This is a genomic window from Raoultibacter timonensis (genome assembly GCF_022845715.1).
GTDB lineage: Bacteria > Actinomycetota > Coriobacteriia > Coriobacteriales > Eggerthellaceae > Raoultibacter > Raoultibacter timonensis.
The window spans coordinates 1,285,924-1,304,005 of sequence record NZ_AP025564.1 but is presented as its reverse complement, the minus strand read 5'-3'; the positions used below and the strand labels follow the sequence as shown (position 1 = coordinate 1,304,005).

13 protein-coding genes are annotated in these 18,082 nt (G+C 62.0%); 6 read left to right on the top strand and 7 right to left on the bottom strand.

From position 1 onward, the window contains the following. Position 1: 1 nt before the first annotated feature. Positions 2 to 649, bottom strand: coding sequence for an ATP-binding cassette domain-containing protein (locus MWL89_RS05125; RefSeq protein WP_244412000.1), 648 nt, complete (start codon positions 647 to 649; stop codon positions 2 to 4). 205 nt (positions 650 to 854) lie between these two features. Between MWL89_RS05125 and MWL89_RS05120 the strand changes: the two genes are divergently transcribed. Together MWL89_RS05120 and MWL89_RS05115 are read left to right on the top strand one after the other, a co-directional pair. Beyond that, on the top strand, positions 855 to 2,663 hold the full coding sequence (locus MWL89_RS05120) for a putative bifunctional diguanylate cyclase/phosphodiesterase (RefSeq protein WP_244411999.1): 1,809 nt from the start codon (positions 855 to 857) through the stop codon (positions 2,661 to 2,663). A gap of 152 nt (positions 2,664 to 2,815) precedes the next feature. After that, positions 2,816 to 3,235, top strand: coding sequence for a SufE family protein (locus MWL89_RS05115; RefSeq protein WP_102378703.1), 420 nt, complete (start codon positions 2,816 to 2,818; stop codon positions 3,233 to 3,235). Here MWL89_RS05115 and MWL89_RS05110 read toward each other — a convergent pair. Continuing rightward, on the bottom strand, positions 3,228 to 4,712 hold the full coding sequence (locus MWL89_RS05110; RefSeq protein ID WP_244411998.1) for a response regulator transcription factor: 1,485 nt from the start codon (positions 4,710 to 4,712) through the stop codon (positions 3,228 to 3,230). The genes MWL89_RS05115 and MWL89_RS05110 overlap by 8 nt on opposite strands. 667 nt (positions 4,713 to 5,379) lie before the next feature. Between MWL89_RS05110 and MWL89_RS05105 the strand changes: the two genes are divergently transcribed. The 4 genes from MWL89_RS05105 to MWL89_RS05090 all read left to right on the top strand — a co-directional run bounded on the left by MWL89_RS05105 (position 5,380) and on the right by MWL89_RS05090 (position 11,740). Further along, entirely contained in the window at positions 5,380 to 7,992 is a 2,613-nt protein-coding gene (locus MWL89_RS05105; RefSeq protein WP_244411997.1) for a molybdopterin-dependent oxidoreductase, read from the top strand. Between the two features lie 2 nt (positions 7,993 to 7,994). Beyond that, a complete protein-coding gene (locus MWL89_RS05100; protein WP_244411996.1) occupies positions 7,995 to 8,819 on the top strand; it encodes a 4Fe-4S dicluster domain-containing protein in 825 nt (274 codons plus the stop codon). Positions 8,820 to 8,909: 90 nt separating this feature from the next. Continuing rightward, on the top strand, positions 8,910 to 10,256 hold the full coding sequence (locus MWL89_RS05095; RefSeq protein ID WP_244411995.1) for an MFS transporter: 1,347 nt from the start codon (positions 8,910 to 8,912) through the stop codon (positions 10,254 to 10,256). 71 nt (positions 10,257 to 10,327) lie between these two features. Beyond that, positions 10,328 to 11,740 (top strand): SLC13 family permease, encoded by a 1,413-nt coding sequence (locus tag MWL89_RS05090; RefSeq protein ID WP_244411988.1) that lies wholly within the window; start codon positions 10,328 to 10,330, stop codon positions 11,738 to 11,740. Positions 11,741 to 12,024: 284 nt separating this feature from the next. On the opposite strand, the gene MWL89_RS05085 is transcribed toward MWL89_RS05090, so the two are convergent. The 5 genes from MWL89_RS05085 to MWL89_RS05065 form a co-directional block, all read right to left on the bottom strand. Continuing rightward, the gene (locus MWL89_RS05085) at positions 12,025 to 12,786 is read right to left on the bottom strand and encodes an endonuclease domain-containing protein (RefSeq protein ID WP_244411994.1); all 762 of its coding nucleotides are present in this window, start codon (positions 12,784 to 12,786) and stop codon (positions 12,025 to 12,027) included. Between the two features lie 899 nt (positions 12,787 to 13,685). Then, positions 13,686 to 13,979: a ferredoxin family protein gene (locus tag MWL89_RS05080; RefSeq protein WP_102378716.1), complete on the bottom strand. Its 294-nt coding sequence runs from the start codon at positions 13,977 to 13,979 to the stop codon at positions 13,686 to 13,688. Then, positions 13,976 to 15,262: an FAD-dependent oxidoreductase gene (locus MWL89_RS05075; protein WP_244411993.1), complete on the bottom strand. Its 1,287-nt coding sequence runs from the start codon at positions 15,260 to 15,262 to the stop codon at positions 13,976 to 13,978. The genes MWL89_RS05080 and MWL89_RS05075 overlap by 4 nt, the downstream gene beginning before the upstream one ends. Before the next feature lie 9 nt (positions 15,263 to 15,271). Further along, complete coding sequence (locus MWL89_RS05070) at positions 15,272 to 16,825, bottom strand: class I adenylate-forming enzyme family protein (RefSeq protein WP_244411992.1); 1,554 nt, start codon at positions 16,823 to 16,825, stop codon at positions 15,272 to 15,274. After that, positions 16,822 to 18,072, bottom strand: a complete 1,251-nt coding sequence (locus MWL89_RS05065) for a CoA transferase (protein WP_244411991.1) — start codon at positions 18,070 to 18,072, stop codon at positions 16,822 to 16,824. The genes MWL89_RS05070 and MWL89_RS05065 overlap by 4 nt, the downstream gene beginning before the upstream one ends. Between the last annotated feature and the right edge of the window lie 10 nt (positions 18,073 to 18,082).

The window sequence follows — 18,082 nt, the reverse complement described above, 5'->3', positions numbered from 1 at the left end:
GCTACTCACCTTCCTTCGCAAGAAATACCTTCGCATCGGCCATGTCGGCAAGGCCCCGCTCGACCACGCCGACGACGATGGCGGCGCTTTGCTCGCGCGCAGCCCGGTGGAGCATGGTCATGAGACCCTCAGACTGCGACATCGTAAGCTGATCTTCGATATCGTCGATCACAACGGCTTCGGGTTCGCCCACGAATGCGAGCGCGATACCGAGCTGCGCCATCTTTTCGGCCGAGATGTCCTTGATGCGCACGTTGGCGATGTCGTCGATCTCCCAAGCGCGCATGTACGCGAGCACCTGCTCGCGTTTCGGCTTGCGGCCGAACAGCTCGAACTCGGCGCCGACCGCATACACCGCCGTCAGGCTCTCCTGCAGCTCGTTGAGGCCGGCGAAGATGCCGAGCCCCACCTTGCGCTCCACCTTGGCGCGCTGCCGGGGAAGTTCGAAACCGCCCACCGCAAGCGTGCCTCCCGTCGATTTCATGCGGCCGGCCAACGTGAGGAGCAGCGCCGTCTTCCCGCTTCCGTTGCGTCCGCGCACCGCCACAAGCTCGCCGCGCGAAGCCTCGAGGTCGACTCCCTTGTACGCATAGCCCGCAAGCGTCTTCAACTCGAGACCGTGCGCCGCCATGTATGGTTGCCCTGTCATTCCTGTCTCCTTTTTTGACTGACTAGTCAGTTTTATTTCAGCGGAAGTATAGCACCACGAGAGACTGACGCAAGCACCGTTACCCGAATGTCAACCGAACCACCACGGACAAAGCAAAGTTTCAATGATCAATCTTGTTATCTTTTACGGCGGGAAGGCTATACTGATACGATGTACGCATTCGGCCACCCGAAGGATCCCGCCCGTGAAACGGAGAAACCTCATCGTCATAGCCGCCTGGTTCTTCGGGGCGATTCTCCTTCTCTTCCTCTTCTTCCAGATGCAGAGCTACGCCGGCATCATCAACGACGCGGGCGTCATACGAGGCGGCACGCAACGGGTGGCTAAGATGGAGCTGGCCGGCCAACACGCCGACGAAACCGCGCAGCGCATCGAGGCGCTGCTCGACGAGATATCGACCAGCGAGCAATCGCGACCCCTCAAAAGCCAGGCGACGCGCAACTTCATCGAGAAGATCGATGCGACGCGCGAACAGTGGGGTCTCATGAAAGACGAGATTGCGGCGCTCGACGCAGGAGAAGGTTCGCCCGAACGTCTGCTCGAACTGAGCGAGCGGCACTTCGAGCTGGCTGACGAGATGGTCTTTGCCGCACAGGCGCGCGCCGAACAGGATTTTCTCACCTCGTTCGTCGTGGGACTCGTCCTGATCCTCGCCGTCACCTCGTTGGTGCTGCTCATGGAGCGCAGCAGCCTGCGCCACGAAAAACGGGCCTACCGCACCGATCTTCTCACCCACGGGAGAAATCTCGCCGCGTTCGAGGAGGAGGCCGACGCGTTGATATCAAACGGGAGATCCAGCTCCTACCTCGTTGTCTACAGCAACATCTACAATTTCAGGCTCATAAACGAATCGTACGGCCACGATGCGGGAGACCGCATCATCGTGTCGACGGGCGAACTGCTTGAAAGCTGTTGCGAACGGGACGAGATCTGCGCGCACACAAACGCCGACCACTTCGTCTTGCTGCTCGAAGACCGCCCCGGAAGAGTCGAGCACATGGCCGACGCGCTGCAGAAGCACCTGAAGGACCAAGACGGGCTGTTCTTTTCGGGTGTGCTCAAATACGGTCTCGGCGCATGCAGAGTCGTCAAAGGCTCCTCCATCACCGAAGCGATCAGCAACGCGACCGCCGTCCTTAAGGAAGGTGGGCTCGTCGATGGGGTCGCGTGGTACGATGATGCCTTCAAAGACCTGATCAAACGCAAGAACGATATTGTCAGGCACATGTCCGTCGGTATAAGCGAACGCGAGTTCAAGCTCTATCTGCAACCACAGATAGATCTCGCGACAAACGAGATCGTCGGCGCCGAAGCGCTCTGCCGCTGGGATTCGGAAACGCTCGGCTTCCTCGCACCCGACAGCTTCATTCCCCTCTTCGAGAAAAACGGGCGCATCGTCGAACTCGACTACTTTATGCTCGAGCGGGCCTGCGAATCCTATGCTGAGCTCTCCTCGCTCGATGCGGCTCCACCCACGTTCGCCGTCAACTTCTCGCGCAGCACCATCATCCAGCAAGACTTCGCCGACACGCTGGCCTCAACGGTTGAACGGTTCGGCATAGCCCGCAGCGCCCTCGAGATAGAGATCACCGAAACCGCATTCTCCGTGGACGAAGACGCCGTGATCGGCATCGTGGAGGCCCTCCAAAGCGCCGGCTTCCTCATCGCGATGGACGACTTCGGAACGGGATACTCGTCACTGAGCCTGCTGCGCAAGCTGCCCATCGACGTCCTCAAACTCGACCGACGCTTCATCTCGCAAGAGCATGCAACGGGTCGCGAAACGAAGATACTCGAAAGCATCATCGACCTTTCGAACGATTTGGGCATCACCACGGTGTGCGAAGGTATTGAAACGGACGATCAGGCTAAAGCACTCGAAGAACTCGGCTGCGCGATCGGACAGGGTTACTTGTTCGCCCGCCCGATGCCGGCTTCGCAGTTCGCGTCGTTCAGCAGCGAATGGGGCGAATCGTACCGAACGCACCGCTGACGGCAACCGGCCAGCCGGGCGTCCCGGCAGCGCGGTTCCGGTTTCCGCCTCGCAAACCGGGCATGGGCGGCAAAATGCTCGCCGACCGCTGTACAAAGGCGAGTGCTCCGCCGTTGTACAGCGGTTGACCCGCTCGGTATAATGGAAGCATCATGGAAACAGCTGCCGAAACACAACAACGCCTCGTCGCCGACTTCGCGGAGTTCTCCGACGATCCGTTTTCCCTCTATGAATACCTGCTCGGCTTTTCAGCCGAGCTGCCGGTGATGCCCGACGGGGAAAGAGAGCTGGCAGCGCTTGTCGAAGGCTGCCAATCCCGCGTTTGGCTGCGGGTGATCCGCGGGCACACAGGACGTCTGACCATAGCGCTCGACAGCGACACGCTCATCGTGCGCGGCGTACTGAACGCCATCGTGCAGATCTACTCGAACCGCTCCGACGAGGATATCCTTTCCACCGATTTCACGTTCCTCGAGCAAACCGGGCTCGCCGATCTGTTCTCGGCAGAACGGCAAAGCGGGATCAAAGCCGTCATGGCCGCCATCCGAAGCGCCGTGTCCCGCGCTACTTAGTCTCGTCGTCGACGATCGTCATGAGCCGCTGCTGGGAATTGATGCCGAGCTTGCGGTAGATATGGTAGATGTGCGATTTGACCGTCGCGCTGCTTACCACGAGCTGCTTGCCGATGTACTCGGCATTGCGCCCTTTGGCCAGCAGGAAGAACACCTCGGCCTCGCGCGGCGTCAGCTCGTAATCGTCGATCACCCGATCGCAGCGCTGCCTGAACGTGTTCACGTGCTTATCGGCAGCGTCTTCCTCTGCAACGGCCTCCACCGCCGTAGCGGAGGTCAGAAGATCGTTCAAGCGCTTCTTCGTTTTCGACTCGTCTCCCCCGTATATCGAGAACACCGTGATCACAAGGAGCGCGAACACTACCACAACGAGGCAGAACGCCCAATCGGAAAGATCGAAGACGAATACGATCAGATACGCTCCGATCGAGCCGAGGAAGAATCCGACCCAACTCGGAGCCTGCCGATTCGCGAACCGGTCGACGGGGTGCAACTGGAATTCGGCGTTGTCGATGCTCGTCGAATACCACGCGATCACCGAAGAATGGGCGAGCGCGACGTTCGCCAAGCAGCCGCACACGATCTTTCCCGCCTCGTCGGCGAAGGGAAACAGCAAAAGCCCCATCATGATCATCGGAAGCGAGATGCGCTGGACTATACCCGTATCGACTTCGACCTTCGGGCCGAGATAGCCCCACACGAACGCGAGCGCCGAGCCGATAAGGCCGCTCGCACCGCAAACCAACGCCGCAACCGGGCCCATCGAGCACATGAGGATCGACATGAAACCGTACACGGCGCCATGGCACGCGACCGAGAGCATCGACGGCACGGTCAAGAGCGCGCTTCGGCGGTATTCCTTGACGGGAAGGATGCTCTCGCCCGGAATCCGCGTCGAGAGAAACGCCGCAAGGCCCACCGAACCCAAGATGAGCAGCGATATCTCCAGCAACCCGAGCCACGTCGCCCCGGTAGCGTTCGCGAACACGAACAGCATCGTTCCCCCGCATGCCCCGATGCAGATGGTCACCGCCGTACGGCGCGTGGGTATGAGGCTGAAGAAGATGCACCAGTACATCATGCTGCCCGCCTGCGCGATGCCGAACAAGCCCCACGCGATCGCCGATACCCAGATGGGCATCCACTCGAACGATGCGTTGAACATCGTATTGACCACGGCCACGAGCGCGAGCAGCGACCCTACCGTGAAAAGCTTGTTGCGGTGCTCGAATATCCAATCCTGCTTGACGATGAAGAAAGCGAACGATGCGGCGAGCGTGAGGATGGAAACGATGCGGAGCATCACGCCCTCATGGATGTCGCAGAAGTCGAGCAGCACGAGCGAGGGGCTGAAAACCGCCGAAAGCTCCCATCCGATAAGACAGGAGAAGCCGATGCCCGCGAGGATGTACGTGTTCAGAAGATCGCCCGGCGTCCTCGTGCGCTTCGGCTCTGCAGACTCGTCTGTTTCCCCCATGAAACGGCCCTCTCAACATCTCAGTATGATACGGATTTACCAAAAAAACCGATTTCAACATTAGCAGTTGTAGATTAATTCGGTCAACCGACAATACTGTATCCATAGCGCAGCAAGCGGCGAACACGGGGGTACGCACCGCTTGCATATTAGCTTTATTTCCCCTGATAAATTATGGTTTATTCCAATCGGTACCTACCCGGGCCGAGGTCTCGCAGGCTGTTTTCGACAGCGAAAACAGATATTGCATGAGCTCGATTCGGGATGTGCATAGATACGTTTCACGCAATGCGGTAAAACCGCAGAAAGGACGACATCATGTGCTTCAGACCACCAACTGTTGAGGCAGGTCCCGTCAAGTGCCCCCAGTGCGGCGCGGAGGTAGATCCCACGCTCGACCAATGCCCGAGCTGCGGCGCGAAAGCCGCCCCGGCCCCCGGCGTACCCCCCATGCCCGGCGCCCCCGGAGCCCCCAAAGCTCCCGGCGTACCCAAAGCCCCCGGAGCGCCCGGCGCCCCCTCGGCACCGAAGCCGCCGGCCCCGAACGCATAGCCTCAAGGACTAAGCCGCCCTGCGCGTCCGAAGCGAGCGACTGCAGGGCGGCCGAACCACCGCGGCCGCTTGCAAGACCGACCGCACAGCTCTTACACAGTGAGGAGATTAGAAGATGGGAAACAACGTTACCGGCAAACCGATCATCAAGGGGCTGGGCTTCGACAGCTTCGGCCTGGGCAGCAACGCCTGCACGGTCGACATCGACGAGGAGAACGACAAGATTCTCCGCATCAGGCCCTTCCACTTCGACGAGCACTATACGCCCGAGGATCTGAACGCCTGGAAGATCGAAGCCCGCGGCCAGACGTTCGAACCGGGGTTCAAGACGCTCATGTCGCCCCTTTCGCTCTGCTATAAGAAGCGCGTCTACTCCAAGAACCGCATCCCCTACCCGCTCAAGCGCGTCGACTGGGATCCCGAAGGGAATCGCCACCCCGAGACCCGCGGTTCGAGCGGCTACGAGCGCATCTCGTGGGACGAGGCGTCCGAGATCGTCGCCAAGGAAATCAAGCGCATCCACGACGAGTACGGCCCGTACTCGATCCTCTGCGAGGTCGACGGCCACGGCGAAACGAAGGTCGTCCACGCCGCGCACGGCTGCGTAACCAAGATGCTCGAGCTGTGCGGAGGATTCACCCTCCAGTCGCGCCAGCCCGACAGCTGGGAGGGCTGGTACTGGGGCGCCAAGCACATCTGGGGCATGGATCCGCTCGGCCAGCAATCATTCCAGAACAACGTCATCAAGGACATCGCCGAGAACGGCGATGCGGTTCTGTTCTGGGGCTGCGACGTCGAGACGACCCCGCTCGGTTGGGGCGGCTACATGGCGAGCCGCCTGTGCTTCTGGTTCACCGACCTCGGCATCAAGCAGATCCACATCTCGCCCGACGTGAACTACACCAACGCGGTGCACGCCGACAAGTGGATCCCCGTGCTTCCCAACACCGATGCGGCCCTCCAGCTGGCCATCGCCTACACCTGGATCACCGAAGGCACGTACGACCAGGAGTACCTCGACACCCACGCGGTCGGCTTCGACCACTTCCGCTACTACGTGCTCGGCGGCGAGGACGGCGTGCCGAAGACCCCGAAGTGGGCCGAGAAGATCTGCGGCGTGCCCTCCTACACCATCAAGGCGTTCGCCCGCTACTGGGCAAAGCACGCCGTGTCGATCGCGCACTGCAACGGCGGCTCCTACATCCGCTCCTGCTTCGCGCACGAGCCCGCCCGCCTCGAAGTGGCGCTGCTCGGTATGCAGGGTGTCGGCAAGCCCGGCGCCAACCAGTTCAAGTTCATGGAGTGGACGCTGTTCGGCATCCCGACCGTCACGCCCCTGCCGCCCTCGACGGCGATCCCGAGCATCGGCGCCGCCTATCGCGGCTGGGTTACCGGCACGGTTCCGAGCTTCATCCCCAAGACCATGATACCCGAGGCCATCACGAATCCGCCCGTGCAGTGGTACGGCCACATCGGAGCGGGCTTCCCGCGCGAAGACCAGTTCACCGGCCCCTTCACGTTCCCGCTCGAAGGCAACGACCGCCTGCACATGGTCTGGTCGGACTCCCCGTGCTGGGAGACGTGCTGGAACGGCGGCAACGCGATGCAGGACGCCCTGCGCCACGAGAGCATCGAGTGCATCGTCGTGCAGCATCCCTGGATGGAGAACGACTGCTACTTCGCCGACATCATCCTGCCCACGAACACCAAGTTCGAAACAGCCGACATCGGCACCGACAACGACTCCGGCCAATGGAACGTCATCTTCTACGAAGAGCAGGCCATCAAGCCCGTCGGCGAATCGAAGTCCGACAAGGAAGCCGTCGCCGAGGTGGCGCGCGCACTCGAGAAGTTCGGCGGTGCCTACGAAGACCTGTACAACCGCTATCTCGGCGGCAAGACCGACGAGGAGTGGATCGAGGTCGGGTTCAAGACCTCCGGCGTTCCCGAGGATCTCGAGTACGACGAGTTCAAGGAGAAGGGATACTATCCGTTCCCGACACGCGAGGATTGGAAGGAAATCCCGGCAGGCCTCAGGGAGTTCTACGAGGATCCCGAGGGTCATCCGCTGCGCACGCCCACCGGCAAGCTCGAGTACTACTCGACAGGCCTCGCCGCCACGTTCCCCGATGACGAAGAGCGTCCCCCGGTGCCGCACTGGATCGACCAGAGCCCGCTGCACCAGGAGCGCCAGTATCTCGAGCGCGGCCGCCAGTATCCGTTCCTGCTCGTATCGAACCACCCGCATTTCCGCGTGCACGCCCAGCATGACGACGTAACGTGGCTGCGCGAAATCGAAACCTGCAAGGTGACCGGCCCCGACGGCTACAAGTACGAACCCATCTGGGTGAACCCGATCGACGCCGGCAAGCTCGGCCTTAAATCGGGCGACATCGCCAAGATATACAACGAGCGCGGCGGCGTACTCGGCGGCGTCATCGTCTCCGAGCGCATCATCCCCGGCGCAATCTACCAGGATCACGGCGCACGCGTCGATTCGATCGTCATGGGCGAAGGCGGCCTCGACCGCGGCGGTGCGAACAACCTGATCGCACCGATCCCCACAACGTCTAAAAACACCGTAGGCGAGGTAACGAGCGGTTTCCTCGTCAACATCGAGAAGGTCGACGTGTTCGCGCTCGCCGAGGAATACCCCGAGGCGTTCGGGCGCGACTACGACCCCGACTGCGGCCTCGTCGCGACGGCGCGCATCGTGGAAGGAGCATAGAGATGGGAAAGGTATTCGTCTACGACCACGCCAAGTGCAACGGCTGCCGCAACTGCCAGATCGCCTGCAAGGACGAGCACGTCGACAACGCGTGGCCGCCCTACGCCGAGCCCCAGCCCGACACGGGCCAGTTCTGGTGCCGCATCGAGGAGGAGGTGCGCGGGAGCGTTCCCAAGGTGAAGGTCTCCTACACGCTTCGCATGTGCCAGCACTGCGACAGCGCACCCTGCATGGACGCGGCCCCCGGCGCTGCCTACAAGCGCGACGACGGCCTCGTCGTCGTCGACCCCGGGAAGGCCAAGGGCATGCGCGGGCTCGTCGACGCGTGCCCCTACGGCGCGATCTTCTACAACGAGGAGCTCGATATCCCGCAGAAGTGCACCGGCTGCGCGCACCTCGTGGACGCCGGCGAGGTCCCGCACTGCGTCGACGTCTGCCCGCACGGGGCCGTCCGCTTCGGCGACGAGGAGGACTTCGCCGCCGAGATCGCCGCGGCCGAGCCGCTGCTCGCAGAGCGCGCGTCCGATGCGCCCCGCGTGTACTACCTCAACAAGCCGAAGCGCTTCGTGGCGGGCGTCGCCGTCGACCTCGAGGCCGACGAGGTGGTCGTCGGCGCTGCGGTGACCCTCGAGAACCTCGCGGACGGCACGGTCGTCGCCGCCGAGACCGACGAGTTCGGCGACTTCTGGTTCGACCAGGTGGCCGCCGCCCCCTACCGCGTCTACGTCGAGGCCGAGGGGTACCTCTCGCGCATGGTCGAGACCGACGCGACCGACGAGGACCGGAACGTCGGCGTGGTCGAGCTGTTCAAGAACCAGATCGGGTAATCCGACAATCGCAATTGATATGATCTTCGTCCGGGTTGCCCGACCCGGTTTCCCGGGCGAAGACCGCACTATATGAGTATGGAGTAACGCATGAGCGACATTGCACCACAGGAGGTAGCGGGCATCGAAGCCGCCGCCGAAGCGCCCGGTCAAAAGCAAGGCGCTAAGCCCAAGAAGCTGTTTTACGGATACGTGCTGATCGTCGTCCTCGGTTTCATGTATTTCTGTTCGTCGGGAATCGTGCTGCCGACCGCCACGATCGTCAATCCGCTGATGCTCGAAGACCAGTCGCTCGGAATGAACGCGACGATTCTCGGAACGGGATTCTCGCTGTTCGTGCTCGTACAGGGTCTTTCGGCCCCCTTGGTCGGCGGACTCATCTCCCGCAAAGGGGCGCGGTTCAGCATGGTGTCGGGAGCGGTGCTCATGCTCGTCGCGATGCTCGCGCTGATATTCTTCGTGTCTTCGCCGATCGCCTATTTCATCGCATTCGGTATCGTGACGAGCGCCGCAACCATGATGGTCGGGCAGCTCGCGGTCCAAAGCACCATCGGCGATTGGTTTATCGCACGGCGAGGCATGGCCATGACGGCCATGATGGTCATCGGCGCGAGCGCGTCGTTCATCGGACCCCCGGTCGTCAACGCCATCGTCGACGCAACGGGCGGCGGATGGCGCGGAGGCTGGTATCTGCTGGTCGCCCTGAGCATCATCCTCATTCTCGTCGCGCTGCTGTTCGTCAAGAACAAGCCCGCCGACATCGGCCAGTACCCCGACGGCGCAGCCGATGCGGGTTCGCTTGCCGGCGAGGGCAAGCGGTTCAAGGTGTATAAGAACACCGCCCAAATCGCCTTCAAAGACGTGATCAGGAACAAGTACTTCTGGCTGATCTCCCTCGCTGCTACGGGGGGATTCGCCGCCTACACGCTGTCGACGGCGCAGGGAGTGATCCACTTCACCTCGCTCGGGTTCGATCACGGCCTTATCGTGGGCGGCGTCGCCATCATGGGCGGCGTCAGCCTTGTGGGCAAAATGCTTTTGGGCATGGTGTCCGACCGCATCGAGCCCATCAGGCTCATCGTCGGCTCGACCGTGGTACTGTTCATCGGCGTCATAGCCGGTGCAGCAGCGCAGAACACCATCATGGTGTACGCGTTCTACGTCTGCGTGGGCTTCGGATTCGGCGGCGTGAACGCCGTATTCCCGACAGCGATGGCGAACTACTTCGGGGCGTCTTCGTTCTCGAAGAACCTCGGCACCGGCATCATGATCACCACGGTGGTCGCCTCGACGCTTCCCGTCATGAGCGGGGCCATCTTCGACGCAACCGGGACCTGCACGCTTGCGTTCTACATCACCGCGGCAATCATTGCGGTCTGCGCCGTATGCGGCGCACTCGTGAAGATCCCAAAGCATAACTCAGGAAAAGGGGAATAAAGATAAGGAGGTACGACGACATCATTCGGTTCGAATCAATGTCTGTTTAAACACAAGGAGGTACAAGCCAAATGGAAAACACCAACGTTCCCATGTCGAAGCGCCTGGTCGGCATCGGGCTCGCGGCGCTCTGCATCGTGGCCTCGCTGCTCATACCGGGCTCCGAGCAGCTCTCGGCCGAGGGCGTCAAGACCCTCGGGCTCATGCTCGCGCTCGTGTCGCTGTGGGTCACCTCGGCCCTGCCGCTCGGCGTCACGGCCCTGTTCATCATCGTCATGTGCCCCGTGCTCGGGATCGTCCCGAGCCTCGGCGACGCGATCAAGGGCTTCGCGAGCCCCGCGCTCTTCTTCATCATCGCGGTGTTCTCGCTGCCCGTCATCATGCTCAAGACCAACTGGGGCGTGCGCCTGATCAACATGATCATCGGCTGGACCGGCACGAGCTCGCGCAAGCTCGTCCTCGGCTTCATGATCGCCACGACCCTCGTGTCCACCGTCATGTCCGACGTGCCCTGCACGGTGCTGTTCCTCGGCTTCGCGCTCACGATCCTCAAGGCCACCGGGGCCAAGCCCCTGCAGTCCAACCTCGGGCGCTGCCTCATGATCGGCATCCCGATCGCCGCGGTCACCGGCGGCATGGCCACCCCCGCGGGCTCCTCGTTCAACGTCGTGGCCATGAACATCCTGCAGCAGGCCACCGGCACCTCGGTCTCGTTTCTGGACTGGGTCGTCGTGGCGCTGCCCGTCGTGATCGTCATGACGCCGATCACGTGGTTCTTCATCACCCAGCTCATCAAGCCCGAGCCCATCGCCGACTCGGCGCTGCAGGGCATCCGCGACCAGGCCGCCTCGGCCACCAAGGTCGAGCCCCACGAGGTCAAGGCCCTCGTCGTCATCGTCGGCCTGCTGGTGCTGTGGATCGCGGGCAACTGGGTGCCGGTCCTCAACGCGACCGTCGTCGCGCTCATCGGCCTCACGGTCATGTTCCTGCCCGGCATGAGCCTGCTCACCTGGCGCGAGTTCCAGGACTCCGTGCCGTGGGGCATCGTGCTCATGTGCGGCACCATCATGTCGATGGGCGCCGTCGTCGAGGCGACGGGCGGCGCGGCCTTCCTCGCGGGCGCCATCGCCGGCTCCGGCGTCATGGACCTCGGCTTCTTCGCGGCCTTCGCGCTCATGCTCGCGCTCATCTACCTGCTGCACACCGTGTGCCCCATCGGCGTGGCGATCCTCGGCATCTTCCTGCCGATCATGATCACGCTGTGCGCGGGATTCGGCGTGAGCCCGGCCGTCCCGACGATCGCGCTCGCGGTCGTGGTGGCCGGCAACTACCTCATGCCGGTGAACCCCACCGTCATGCTGACCTACGGCGAGGGGTACTACACCTTCGGCGACATGTTCAAGACCGGCGTCGTGCCCTCGATCGCCCTCGTGCTGATCATGGCCGCCTGGATGCCGTTCATCGTGGGGGCCATGGGGATATAGGCTCCGAGAAACAACGTCTGCTTTGCGCCCTCGGGCGCAAAGCAAGGAAGGCCGCCTGCGGGCGGCCTTCCTCTACGAACAGACGATTGATCGAACCCGCAACGACCCTTCCCCGATCGCTTCCACCCGGCTGCCATCCCGCACGGCCCGCCTCGCTTGGTTGTCATCTCGCCCTGCCCCGCCCAAACAGCAGCGGCCCTTGCGCTTCGAAGCGCAGTCCCGCACGAAGACCATGCGAGCAGACGGCGAATCCGGATAGCGCTCGGTCCAAGAGCAGCCCGGAATCAAATGGGCGGTTTGCTCAGCAGGGCGCGCAGCTCCCAATGCTTTCGGGTGAAACCCGGATCGCGGTAGCGCAAACGCTTACCTGTAAACTTTGCCGCTATCTGTGCCAGCTTATTCACATCTTCGCCGCTACCGATCTGAATGCTCGTTACCGAAACAACCGTATACCCCAGCGAGATAAGCGTATTGCTTCGCTTCGAATCACGTGCCCGTTGCCCTTCGCCCGAATGATGAAGCTTGCTATCGTATTCGAACACCAGGTTCGCATCGGGCCAGCACAGATCGCACACGCAATAGCTCTTACTTGAAAACTTTCTCATGCTCGGCGGAATATCGATGTGGTAGTTGAGCCGCGGTCGCTCGATCCCGTAGCCGCCGAGCGCGTACGGCAGGCAAAGATACATCGCAAGCTCGGTCTCCTTCGGCGAAGCGGAGCCGTCTAGCACGTAGCGCAACGCACGCACCGCCTTCTTGCACCCCGGTGCGCCCGCCGCCTTCGCAACGAACGCCTTCAGTTTGTCCGATGATGTGAGCGGTTTTTTGCGGGGAGCTGCGGGCCCGTCCTTGCGCAGCGAATACGTGCCGCATAGCTCGAAACCCAGTTGAATGAGATTTGCCAAAGTCAGCTTGCTTGCCATCTGCAGAAAGCAGAACTCGGGCGTGCTCACGAAGAATCCTTCGCCCGCATCGACGAACAGATCCCCATCGGGCAGCGCGCAGCTCCATGTATGGCTTACCAATGCATGTGTTTCGGTTCGCATCGCATCGCACCCAACGAGGACATGAACAGGCAACAAACACCCACCGGGACGGAGCGTGCCGCCCGGAAGGCACGGTTTTGTCCGATTGGAAAGCGCAGCGCGCGCATGCTTCGTAGCCGCAACGCGACTGCTCCGATCCCTTAAAAACCCAGGACCTACAGTGCGCCAGTATTCAAGCGCCGATATATACCCCACAAGGATGTCCATGAGCACCCGCATCATCCCCTTGCCCATAATCGTGCACAGGAACCTTTCCAGCATATCAGGATCGACGCATCCCTGCATAGCACCCGATGCGATTTGGCACTTAATGCTTTGAGCAGACGGTAGGCAGAACAACCCCGTGCCAACGGTGATTCGGCAACGGAGGCGTCTGATTCTGGCACAAAATTACGGGCACGGGAACAATCAACCCGAATTTTCGATTTGCCTAGCTATTTTCGAATCTAAAACCCCAGTTGGCGATCATGGTTTACCTTACATAAATTCGCGTACCCGTAATTTTGTGCCAGAATCGGGCCTTCCTGCTGTAAACCGGCATTGACATAGCCGCATACCGCCTGATGACGATCCGGCGTTTCATGACGCCAAACAGGCGCAGGCGCATGTCAATGCCGGTTTACAGCGGAAGCGACTTGCGCATTAATAGCTGTATACGCGCCACGAGCGGGCGGGCCTAGCACATGACGGGCACAGCGGGCATGACGAGCGTGTGGATTCCACGCGCGGCGTGCGCGCGTCTTCTTACCAGCTACGCGGGTAGGTCGCATTTTGCACCTCGACAGAGTCGATGCGTCTCGCGCAAAAGCGGCCGGGCAATCGCCTGTCCACCTTGCTTCCGCTCGAGTTAAAGCACCTTGTCGATCGGGCCTTCTTTGCCGCACCTTGCCAGGTGCGCCCTACCCGTAGCGGTACGAGACGCCCATTCCCGCTTGGGGATACTCCCACTTCTCTATGATGGTATCCCCGCAGAGGATCCTGCAGGTCCCGCATTCGAGGCATCCCGCGTAGTCGAAGCTCGTCTGGCCGTCGGCGTCGCGCTTGTAGAGCCCCGCCGGGCAGCAAAGGATCAGCTTGTCGAACTCGCTCGCATCGGGGTCGGCTTTCAAGACGATGTGCGGGTTTGCTTCGTCCACGTTGAACTTGTCGACGGCAAGCTTCTCGTCGACGTTGACCGTGATCTCGTTGATCATAGCGCACCCACTCCCTTCCGCAGGTCTTTGAGCAATGTCCATACGCCGATCTGCTTGACGGGCGCCATCGCCTTCTTCCTGATGGGCTCAACCGGGGATCCGTCCACGATGAACATCGACTTCATGATGCCCGCGGCTATCTCGGGGTAACCGTTGAAGATACGCGGCGTACCTTCCATGAACGCGGGGAAGTTGCGATACGCCTGCAGATCTTTGAGCACGAAACTGTTTTCGAGCTTCGCGCGGTACGACGCGAGCTTCGCCGACGAGGTATCGCCCGCCTCAAGCGCTTCGAGCACCGTCCGTGCGGCGATCTCGCCCGACGCGACTGCATAGTCCATACCGCGCACCTGGTATCCGAGATTAATGCAGAGCATGCCGGCGTCGCCCGTGACCAAGCACCCGTCGGCGTAGAGCGTCGGAATCATATCGTAGCCGCCCTCGGGGATGAGGTGTCCCGAATACTCGATGAGCTTGCCGCCGCGCAGCACGGGTGCCACGGATGGATGGTTTTTGAAATCCTCCATCATCTGGTAAATCGGCACCTGCGATGTGCAGAGATCGGAAAGCGTTGCCACCAAGCCGATGGAGATCGACTCGCGGTTCGTATACAGAAAACCGCCGCCCACATGCCCATGGGTCGCAGCGCCGGCGAACAGCCAAGCCGCGCCTTCCCCCGGCGCAGCCTGGAACCGATCGGCAATGACCTCCTCGGGCAGCTCGATGGTCTCCTTCACGCTCACCGCAAGCTGGTGTGCGCTCGGCTTGGTCGCAAGCTTCGCCTTTTCGGTCAGAAGCGAGTTGACGCCGTCGGCGAGGATGGTCACCTCGGCGGTTATCTCGTCCTCCCCCGCGCGGACACCCGCGATACGGCCGTCCTCCCACACAAGATCCTCGACGGTGATTCCGAAGATGCACTCCGCTCCCGCCTCTTCCGCCTTGGAAGCGAGCCAACGATCGAACGGTCCTCGCAGCACGGAATACGAGCTGTTCTCGGGTCGCCCCAACTCGGGTGAAGCGAACTCCACCGTCGTGTTCTCGCTCTCGGTAACGAGCGATATCCTCTCCTTCGTGATCTTGCGCTCGAGCGGAGCCTCGTCTTCGAAGTCCGGGAACACCGGTCTGAGCGAGTGCGTGTAGATGCGCCCGCCCGTCATGTTCTTCGAGCCGGCATCGCCGCCGCGCTCGATCAAAAGCACGCTCTTGCCCTCGCGGGCCAAGACGCATGCCGCAACAGAGCCGGCACATCCGGCACCGACGACTATCGCATCGAAATCTGCCATGTTCGCCCCCTAATCACGTTGCTGCTTCAGCAGTTGTCGTTTCAAATCTTCCATATGGGTCTTCGGGATCTTCCCCGAGGCGTTGCGGGCAAGGTCGTCGACGAAGAGGACCTTGCTCGGCTTCTTGTATCCGCCCAGTTCGCGGGCGCAGTGCGCAACCACATCGGCCGCCTTGAGCGGCGAGTCTTCCGCCCGGACCACGAAGGCGGCCAGGGATTCGCCCCAATGCTCGTCGGGGATGCCGACGACCGCCACGTCGAGCACCGCGTCGCCCATGTTCCTGATGCAATCGGCTACCTCGATCGGATAGACGTTCTCGCCGCCCGAGATGATCATGTTGCTCTTGCGGTCGATGACCGAAAGGTATCCCTCGTCGTCCAGAAAGCCTATGTCGCCCGTAAGGTACCAACCGTCGCGCACCACTTCGGCAGTGCGTTCGTCATCGCGGTAATAACCGGTCATCAGGGTTTTCGTTCTGACCGCCACCTCGCCCGGCGTTCCGTTCGGACACGGGCTGCCCGATTCGTCCACCACCTTGAGTTCCATGCCGCCGACCGCTTTGCCGACGGTGGACAGAAGCCGGTCGTCGCCGTGCTGCTCGGGGGTCAACATGGCGATGGCCGACGCCGTCTCGGTCATGCCGTAGCCCTGCATGAGCCCGCATCCCAAATACCGCCTGCATCGCTTGAGCAGCACGGGGCTTACGGGCTCGCCGCCGTAGACGATGTAGCGAAGCCCGCCGAGATCGACTGCGCCGGCGCTCTCTTCGACATAATCGACCAGGCCTCGCATAATGAACGGAACCAGCCCCGTCCGCGTAATGCCGTAGCGCTCGATGTCGGCCACGATATCGGGGGCTTTGCGGGATTCGGCGATGACCAGCTCGCCGCCGACGAACAGCGTCACGTACACGCAGACGCTCGTCACGTGGAACAGGGGCAGCACGCACAGCAGCACGTCGTCGTGGACGAAGCGCTGCTCGCGGGCATCGATCTCGATGCGGGTCAAAAGCGCGCCGTGCGACAAGAGAACCCCGCGCGGCAAGCCCGTCGTACCGCTCGTGTACAGCATGACGGCATCGTCCGAAGCGGCCACGTCGGCCGTCTTCAAACGAGGCTCGGCTTCGGCGATCATATCCTCGAACAGCACCGCATCATCGCAGAAGGCGCCCTGTTCGAGCAGAACGACCTGCAGGGGCCGACCGACCTCGCCCAGGCATTCGCACATGGCCGCATAGGCGGCGGGTGCGAAGAACACGATCTCGGCCTCGGACTGCGCGAGCAGGCGAGCGGTGTTCAGGGCCGAAAGGCGGATGTTGTACTGCTCGCACACCGCACCCAGACGAGCGCAGGCGAACACGAGCTCGATGCATGTGCTCGAATTGGGCGAGATCACGGCTATGTGGTCGCCCTTTTCCACCCCGCGAGAAGCCAAAGCCCCCGCGAGCCGGTCGACGCGGTCCTTCACGCATGCGTACGTGAAGGACCGCCCCTTGAAGCGCACGGCAACCTTATCGGGATGGGCCCGCGCCGATTCGTCCAGTATGTCGACGAGGTTGATCACAGCCCGCCCACGTAATCCGTCTTGCGGATGATCTTCTTCTCGTAGAGCTCGGCGATCTCGCTTTCGTCGAAACCGATCTCGGAGAGGATGTCGTCGTTGTCCATACCCTGCGAGGGACAACCGCGCCAGATCGTCGACGGATTGTTCTTGAAACGCGGAACCGAGGTAACCCCCTTGACCGTCTTGCCGTCGACGGTATCCCACTCAACCCACGTGTTGCGGGCGAGATAGTGCGGATGCTCCTCCATCATCTCGTAGTTCATGACGACGGAGCACGGGATGCCGATCTTCGCCATAGCGTCGGCGAACTCGGCCGCCGTGTGCTCGGCGCAGTACGCTTCGATGGCGCCGTCGAACACCGGAGCTCCCGGCGTATCGATGCCGACCGACGGAATGCCTTCGGGGAACAGCTCCGAACCGTATTCGAGGCCGAAGAAGTCGAGCGCCTTTTTCGTCGGACCCTGCCCGGCCGTGAAGAGGTAGACGCCCTCGCCGTCCTTGCACTCGTAGTAGCCGGCACCCGCCGAAATATTGTCGCGCGGCGCGCCGGCTCCGCGCTCTTCCTGGATGCCCTTCTCGAACCACTTGCCGAAGAGCCCGCCCTGGCAGCGCACGGCCGCCTCGAACTGCGCGAGGTCGAAGCTGTCGCCCTTGCCCGTGCGCAGCGCGCCCACGTAGGCGGCAAGCGCCGAGCCGTAAGCGAACAGGCCCGCGTAGTAGTCGGTCACGAACTTCTGGATCATATAGGGCGGGCCGTCCTTGTAGCCGTTGAGGTACATGAGGCCCGAAAACGCGTTTACGGTGAAATCGTAGCCGGGCAGGTTCACGTAGGCCGGATCGCCCGTCGAACCGTAGCCGGACATGTGGCCGATGACGAGCTTCGGATTGCGCTCCCACAACAGCTCGTCGGAATAGCCCCACTTGTCCCATTGCCCGCCGCGCGAAGCCTCGATGAAGATGTCGACGCCTTCGATCAGCTTGAGGAACACGTCGCGTCCCTCCCCCGACACGACGTCGAGCATGAGGGTGCGCATGTTGCGGCGTTCGTTCTGCACGCCCCAGCCGTCCTGCGTCCAGCGCAAGGGATCGATGCCCTTGGGGGATTCGAGCCAGATCACATCGGCGCCCTGCTCGGCGAACAGCTCGCCCGCGAAGGGTCCGGCCGTCGAGACGGCCGATACCACCACCTTGACGCCCTGGAGGTTTCCGAATGCGGGAATATCGGTATGCTTTGCCACAGAAGCCATCTCCTTTCGG

Excerpts from the sequence above, each read along its gene's own strand:
- MWL89_RS05090 (WP_244411988.1), top strand. The coding sequence starts at position 10,328 with ATGGAAAACACCAACGTTCCCATGTCGAAGCGCCTGGTCGGCATCGGG.
- MWL89_RS05085 (WP_244411994.1), bottom strand. The coding sequence starts at position 12,786 with ATGCGAACCGAAACACATGCATTGGTAAGCCATACATGGAGCTGCGCG.
- MWL89_RS05110 (WP_244411998.1), bottom strand. The coding sequence starts at position 4,712 with ATGGGGGAAACAGACGAGTCTGCAGAGCCGAAGCGCACGAGGACGCCG.
- MWL89_RS05125 (WP_244412000.1), bottom strand. The coding sequence starts at position 649 with ATGACAGGGCAACCATACATGGCGGCGCACGGTCTCGAGTTGAAGACG.
- MWL89_RS05075 (WP_244411993.1), bottom strand. The coding sequence starts at position 15,262 with ATGGCAGATTTCGATGCGATAGTCGTCGGTGCCGGATGTGCCGGCTCT.
- MWL89_RS05115 (WP_102378703.1), top strand. The coding sequence starts at position 2,816 with ATGGAAACAGCTGCCGAAACACAACAACGCCTCGTCGCCGACTTCGCG.
- MWL89_RS05065 (WP_244411991.1), bottom strand. The coding sequence starts at position 18,072 with ATGGCTTCTGTGGCAAAGCATACCGATATTCCCGCATTCGGAAACCTC.
- MWL89_RS05105 (WP_244411997.1), top strand. The coding sequence starts at position 5,380 with ATGGGAAACAACGTTACCGGCAAACCGATCATCAAGGGGCTGGGCTTC.
- MWL89_RS05095 (WP_244411995.1), top strand. The coding sequence starts at position 8,910 with ATGAGCGACATTGCACCACAGGAGGTAGCGGGCATCGAAGCCGCCGCC.
- MWL89_RS05080 (WP_102378716.1), bottom strand. The coding sequence starts at position 13,979 with ATGATCAACGAGATCACGGTCAACGTCGACGAGAAGCTTGCCGTCGAC.
- MWL89_RS05100 (WP_244411996.1), top strand. The coding sequence starts at position 7,995 with ATGGGAAAGGTATTCGTCTACGACCACGCCAAGTGCAACGGCTGCCGC.